Below are 5,303 nucleotides of genomic sequence, written 5' to 3'. Positions count from 1 at the left end.
GTCGATCCAGTGCAGGGCGGCGGTACGCAGCTCGGGCAGGGCGGCGGGCCACTGGTTGGGGCCCTGGAGCCACCAGTACGCCGGCTCGCCCGGCCCCGGGACGCGGGCGGGCCGCTCGGCGCCTATGTCGAGCTGGTCGCGCCAGTCGCGGGCGCCGCCGGTGCGCTCGTCCCCGGTGCGCGTGTAGCCGCGGAAGTGCGGCGAGTTGACGTTGTCCAGGGCGAGACGGTCGGCCTCGGGGAGCCGGAAGAAGGCGTGCGTGGCGTCGAGCAGCGCGTCGGTCTCGGCCCGGGTGACGCCGTGCCCGACGAGCTGGAAGAAGCCCACGTCGTGGGCGGCGCTGTGCAACTGTGCGTGCAGCAGCGCCCGGGCCCGGGGACCGCGGTCGGCCGCGGAGAGGTCGATGAGGGGGAGCTGGTCGTACGACGGGTTCGTCGCCGTGTTCGTCATGGTCACGTCCGCAGGGTGTACGGGGCCCGGACCGCGGCCATGGGTGGGCGCGCGGCACGGGTGCCGGGGGGAGGAACCGGGTGAGGTGTGCGGCGATCGGGTCGCCGCTCGAGGAGGGCCGGATCAGGCAGAGCGCCGACAGCCCATGCTCGTGACGCGTACGTAGTCCACGTGGCGGCGTCGCACGAGCAGCAGAAGCATGCGCACAGGGTACTGCGGGCGGCCGATACGGGTGTGGCCGCGTTCACGGTCGCCCGGGAGTCAGATCTTGCCCCAGACGTAGGCCGTGCGGTGGCCGCCCAGGACACTGGCCGTGCGGGCACGGAAGTCCTCGGTGAACCGCGGCCAGTTCCAGAACTCGAGGCCGAGGTGGGCGAAGGCGAAGTAGTCGTCGGACCAGGTCCAGTCGGGCAGCGGGACGGAGGCGGCGCAGGCGGGACACTCGACGTCGGCGGCGCCCGTCCTGTGCCAGGTGCCGATGGCCTCCGGGAACGGTGCCCATGTCTCGGCGATCAGCTCCCCGCGGTCGGTGTGCAGGCGTGTGGTGGCCGCGCAGCGGGGACAGCGAGCCGATTCCGCTCCGCCCTGGCCGCCGTGGAACACGGTGCGCCCCGTGTATACGGCAAGTCCGTCGTACGGCTTCCAGACCCCGTCGTCCTCGGCCACCGCCCGCCGCCAGTTCGGGCCCGGTGGATGTCCTAGCGGCTGCCCCAGGACGCAGTCCGTGCGCTCGGCGAGCACGATGCCCTCCGCCACGAGCCACTCGACCGCGCGCCGCGCCAGCAGCGGCGCTTCCCGCGGGCTCGCGTCGAGGTCGACGATCGTCTGGAAGTGATCACCCATGCCGGAACCGTAGCCCCGGCCACTGACACCGCCCTCAGCCCAGCGCCTGCTCCAGCAGGGCCGCCCACTGGGTCACGACGCGTTCGCGGCGGGCGGTGTCGTCGGTGAGGAGGGTGGCGAGGCCCAGGCCGCGGGCCATGTCGAGGAAGCCCTGGACGGTCTCGCGGGTGCCGGGGCGGGACTCGTCCGCGCCCAGCAGCTCGACGGCCGTGCGGTGGGTCTCGCGGCCCACGCGGGCCTCCAGCTCGGTGACGCGGGGGCGCAGCTGGTCCTCGTCGGAGGCGGCCACCCACAGGTGGAGGGCGGCGCGGAAGAGGGGGCCGGTGTAGAGGTCGACGAGGGCGGCGACCACGGCGTGCCGGTCGCCGGCCGCGCCCTGCGGGAACAGGGCGCGCAGGGCGGTGCACCGTTCCTCGGCGACGTACTCGACGGCGGCGGTGAACAGGTCCTCGCGGGTGGGGAAGTGGTGCTGGGCGGCGCCGCGGGTGACCCCGGCGCGTTCGGCGACGACGGACACCGTGGAGCCGGCCCAGCCGTGTTCGGCGAGGCAGTCCACGGCGGACTGCAGGAGCCGCTGCCGGGTGACGCGGCTGCGGTCCTGCTTGGGGACGCGCTCGGCGCGGTCCGCGCGGTCCTGTGTCGTCACACCGTCCATTCCGGATCCCGTCGTTCGAGGAAGGCCGTCATGCCCTCGCGCGCCTGCGCGGAGGAGAACAGCCGGGCCGAGAGCGCGGTCAGGCCGGCCGCGTCCCGGTCGAAGGCTTCCAGCACCCTAGCCGTGAGCAGCCCCTTCGTCTCTGCCAGGGCCTGGGGTGAGGAGCGGCGCAGGCCGTCGAGCACCGGCTCCAGTACGGCGTCGACGTCGTCCCCGGCCGCGGTCACCAGGCCGGTCCGGACGGCCTCGGCCGCGTCGAAGCGCTCTCCGGTGAGGTAGTAACGGGCGAGCGCGCGCGGATCGGTGCGGGGCAGGACCGGCAGGGAGATGACCGCGGGGGCGACGCCGATGCGCACCTCGGTGAACGCGAAGGTGGCCTGGTGCGAGGCGGCCGCGATGTCGCAGGCGGCGAGCAGGCCGAGGCCGCCCGCGCGGACGTGTCCGGTGACCCGGGCGACAACTGGCTTGGGCAGTTCGACGATCTGCCGCAGCAGGCCGACCAGGGCGTCCGGGTGATGGGGGTCTCCCCTGCTCGAGCGAAGCCGAGAGCTTGGGGGAGGGTCGCGCAGGTCGGCGCCCGTGCTGAAGGTGTTGCCGGTGTGGGTGAGGACGACCGCGCGGACCTCGTCGTCCTCGGCGCAGTCGGCCAGCGCGTCCGCCAGTTCGCCGACGAGCGCCGCCGACAGGGCGTTGCGGTTGTCCGGCGAGTCCAGGGCGAGCGTTTCGACGGCACGCGCGCGCGTACGTCGGATCAACGTCATGACTGCTCCTCGTACTCGCTGCTGAACACGGTCCTGCCCGCACGCCGGCGGGCGTCTCGGTACGGCTCAGTACGACTTGGGCAGGCCCAGGCTCTGGTGGGAGACGTAGTTGAGGATCATCTCCCGGCTCACCGGAGCAATACGTGTCACGCGTGCGGCCGTTGTCAGCGAGGCGAGCCCGAATTCGCGGGTGAGGCCGTTGCCGCCGAGGGTGTGCACGGCCTGGTCGACGGCTCTCACGCAGGCCTCGCCGGCCGCGTACTTGGCCATGTTGGCGGCCTCACCCGCGCCCACGTCGTCGCCGGCGTCGTACAGGTGGGCGGCCTTCTGCATCATCAGGCGGGCGAGTTCGAGGTCGATGTGCGCCTGGGCGAGCGGGTGGGCGATGGCCTGGTGGGCGCCGATGGGGGTCTTCCAGACGGTGCGTTCGCGCGCGTACTCCACGGCGCGGGTGAGCGCGTGGCGGCCCATGCCGATCGCGAAGGCGGCCGTCATGACGCGTTCGGGGTTGAGTCCGGCGAACAGCTGCAGCAGGCCCGCGTCCTCTCCCCCACTGCCGAAAGCGTGGGAGGGGCCCCCACCGACCAGCGCGTCGGCGGGCAGCCGGACGTCGTCCAGGACCAGCTCGAACTGCTTCTCGGCAGCGCTCAGTTCCATCTCGATGGGCCGCCACTGGAAGCCCTCGGCGTCCGGCGGGACGATGAACAGGCAGGGCTTGAGGCGTCCGGTGCGGGCGTCTTCGGTGCGGCCGACGATCAGCACGGCGTCGGCGGTGTCGACACCGGAGATGAACACCTTGCGGCCGGTCAGCAGCCAGTCGGCGCCGTCGCGGCGGGCGGTGGTGGTGATGCGGTGGGAGTTGGAGCCGGCGTCGGGTTCGGTGATGCCGAAGGCCATGATGCGGGTGCCGTCGGCGAGTCCGGGCAGCCAGGTCCGCTTCTGCTCCTCGGTGCCGAAGCGGGCGATGACGGTGCCGCAGATGGCGGGTGAGACGACGAGCATCATCAGCGGGCAGCCGGCGGCGCCGAGCTCTTCGAGGACGATCGCGAGTTCGGTGATGCCGCCGCCTCCGCCTCCGTACTCCTCGGGGAGGTTGACACCGAGGTAGCCGAGCTTGCCCGCCTCGGCCCACAGTTCGGCGGGGCGGCGGCCCTCGGCCACGGTCCGGGTGAGGTACTCGCGCCCGTAGCGCCTGCCGAGCGCGGCGACGGCGGCGCGCAGGGCCTTGTGTTCGTCGGTTTCCAGCGTGGCGCTCATTGGTCCTCCCGGTGTGCCTCTACGACGGCGAGCAGGGCACCGACCTCGACCTGGCGGCCGGGGACGGCGTGCAGGGCGCTGAGCGTCCCTGTGACGGGCGCGGAGATCTTGTGTTCCATCTTCATCGCCTCCAGCCACAGCAGTGGCTCTCCGGCCCGTACGGCGGCTCCCACGGCCAGTCCGTCGGCGACGCGGACGACGGTGCCGGGCATGGGGGCGAGCAGCGAGCCGGGGGCGCGCTGGGCGGCGGGATCGGGGAAGCGGGGCAGGGCGGTGAGGGCGGAGCCGTTGACGTACACCTGGTCGCCGTACCGGGCGACGTCGAACTTCCGCCGTACGCCGTCCACTTCGAGGACGACCCGGCACGCGTCCGCGTGCACCACGCGCACCCCGTCGGCGTCGGCGGCGAGGCCCGCGCGCGTGTGCCGGTAGCGCACCTCGTGCTCCTCACCCGCCCACAGGTACCGCTTGACCTGCGGCTGCGAGGGCACGTTGCGCCAGCCGCCGAACCGGGAGCGGCCGTGGGCGTCGGCGAGCGCGGCGGCCAGCGGGGCGTGCGGGTCGGGGGCGGGCCGGGTGAGTTCGGCGAGGTGGCGGTCGTAGAAGCCGGTGTCCGCCCGGCCCCCGGTGAACTCCCGGTGCCGCAGGGAGCGGACGAGCAGGTCCCGGTTGGTGACCGGTCCGTGCACGGCCGTCCGCTCCAGCGCGCCGGCCAGCTTGCGCAGTGCCTCCGCGCGCGTGGGGGCGTGGGCGACGACCTTGGCGAGCATCGGGTCGTAGTGGACGCCGATCGTGTCGCCGTCGGCGTAGCCGGTGTCCAGGCGGACTCCGTCGGGGACGGCGAGGCGGTGCAGGGTGCCGGCCTGCGGGGCCCAGTCGCGGGCCGGGTCCTCGGCGTACAGGCGGGCCTCGATCGCGTGCCCACGCGCGCGTGGCGGGTCGGCGTCCAGGGCGTGGCCCTCGGCGACGCGGATCTGCAGGGCGACCAGGTCGACGCCGAACACGGCTTCCGTCACCGGGTGTTCGACCTGGAGGCGGGTGTTCATCTCCAGGAAGTGCGCGCGGTCGCCGGCCACCAGGAACTCCACGGTGCCGGCGCCGGTGTAGTCGACGGCACGCGCGGCCCGTACGGCCAGCTCCCGCAGCTCCTGCTCGAGTTCCCCGGAGAGTCCGGGCGCCGGGGCCTCCTCGACGACCTTCTGGTGGCGGCGCTGGAGGGAGCAGTCGCGGGTGCCGAGCGTCCACACGGTGCCGTGGGTGTCGGCGAGGACCTGCACCTCCACGTGCCGCCCGCCTTCGACGTACGGCTCGGCGAACACCTCGCCGTCCCCGAAGGC

The 5,303-nt window shown here is 73.7% G+C and carries 6 protein-coding genes; all 6 read right to left on the bottom strand.

Annotated features, from left to right (window positions below):
- Positions 1-450, bottom strand: a 450-nt coding sequence (locus RH94_RS42110) for a 2-oxoglutarate and iron-dependent oxygenase domain-containing protein (RefSeq protein WP_234425506.1), incomplete at its 3' end; no start/stop codon positions are given.
- Between the two features lie 261 nt (positions 451-711).
- Positions 712-1,293 (bottom strand): hypothetical protein, encoded by a 582-nt coding sequence (locus RH94_RS03050; RefSeq protein WP_073946111.1) that lies wholly within the window; start codon positions 1,291-1,293, stop codon positions 712-714.
- A 34-nt stretch (positions 1,294-1,327) separates the two neighbouring features.
- Positions 1,328-1,948 carry a TetR/AcrR family transcriptional regulator gene (locus RH94_RS03045; protein WP_073946110.1) on the bottom strand — a complete coding sequence of 207 codons (621 nt, stop codon included), beginning with the start codon at positions 1,946-1,948 and terminating at the stop codon, positions 1,328-1,330.
- On the bottom strand, positions 1,936-2,709 hold the full coding sequence (locus tag RH94_RS03040) for an enoyl-CoA hydratase family protein (RefSeq protein WP_073946109.1): 774 nt from the start codon (positions 2,707-2,709) through the stop codon (positions 1,936-1,938). Before RH94_RS03040 ends, RH94_RS03045 begins: the two co-directional genes overlap by 13 nt.
- Before the next feature lie 66 nt (positions 2,710-2,775).
- Positions 2,776-3,966, bottom strand: coding sequence for an acyl-CoA dehydrogenase family protein (locus tag RH94_RS03035; RefSeq protein WP_073946108.1), 1,191 nt, complete (start codon positions 3,964-3,966; stop codon positions 2,776-2,778).
- On the bottom strand, positions 3,963-5,303 hold a 1,341-nt coding region (locus tag RH94_RS03030; protein ID WP_234425495.1), incomplete at its 5' end, for an ATP-binding protein. The genes RH94_RS03030 and RH94_RS03035, both read right to left, overlap by 4 nt.

The organism is Streptomyces kebangsaanensis (genome assembly GCF_001906585.1).
GTDB classification, from domain to species: domain Bacteria; phylum Actinomycetota; class Actinomycetes; order Streptomycetales; family Streptomycetaceae; genus Streptomyces; species Streptomyces kebangsaanensis.
Note: the sequence above shows the minus strand (reverse complement) of the source record. Positions and strands in the feature narration are given on the sequence as shown.

Excerpts from the sequence above, each read along its gene's own strand:
- RH94_RS03050 (WP_073946111.1), bottom strand. The coding sequence starts at position 1,293 with ATGGGTGATCACTTCCAGACGATCGTCGACCTCGACGCGAGCCCGCGG.
- RH94_RS03045 (WP_073946110.1), bottom strand. The coding sequence starts at position 1,948 with ATGGACGGTGTGACGACACAGGACCGCGCGGACCGCGCCGAGCGCGTC.
- RH94_RS03040 (WP_073946109.1), bottom strand. The coding sequence starts at position 2,709 with ATGACGTTGATCCGACGTACGCGCGCGCGTGCCGTCGAAACGCTCGCC.
- RH94_RS03035 (WP_073946108.1), bottom strand. The coding sequence starts at position 3,966 with ATGAGCGCCACGCTGGAAACCGACGAACACAAGGCCCTGCGCGCCGCC.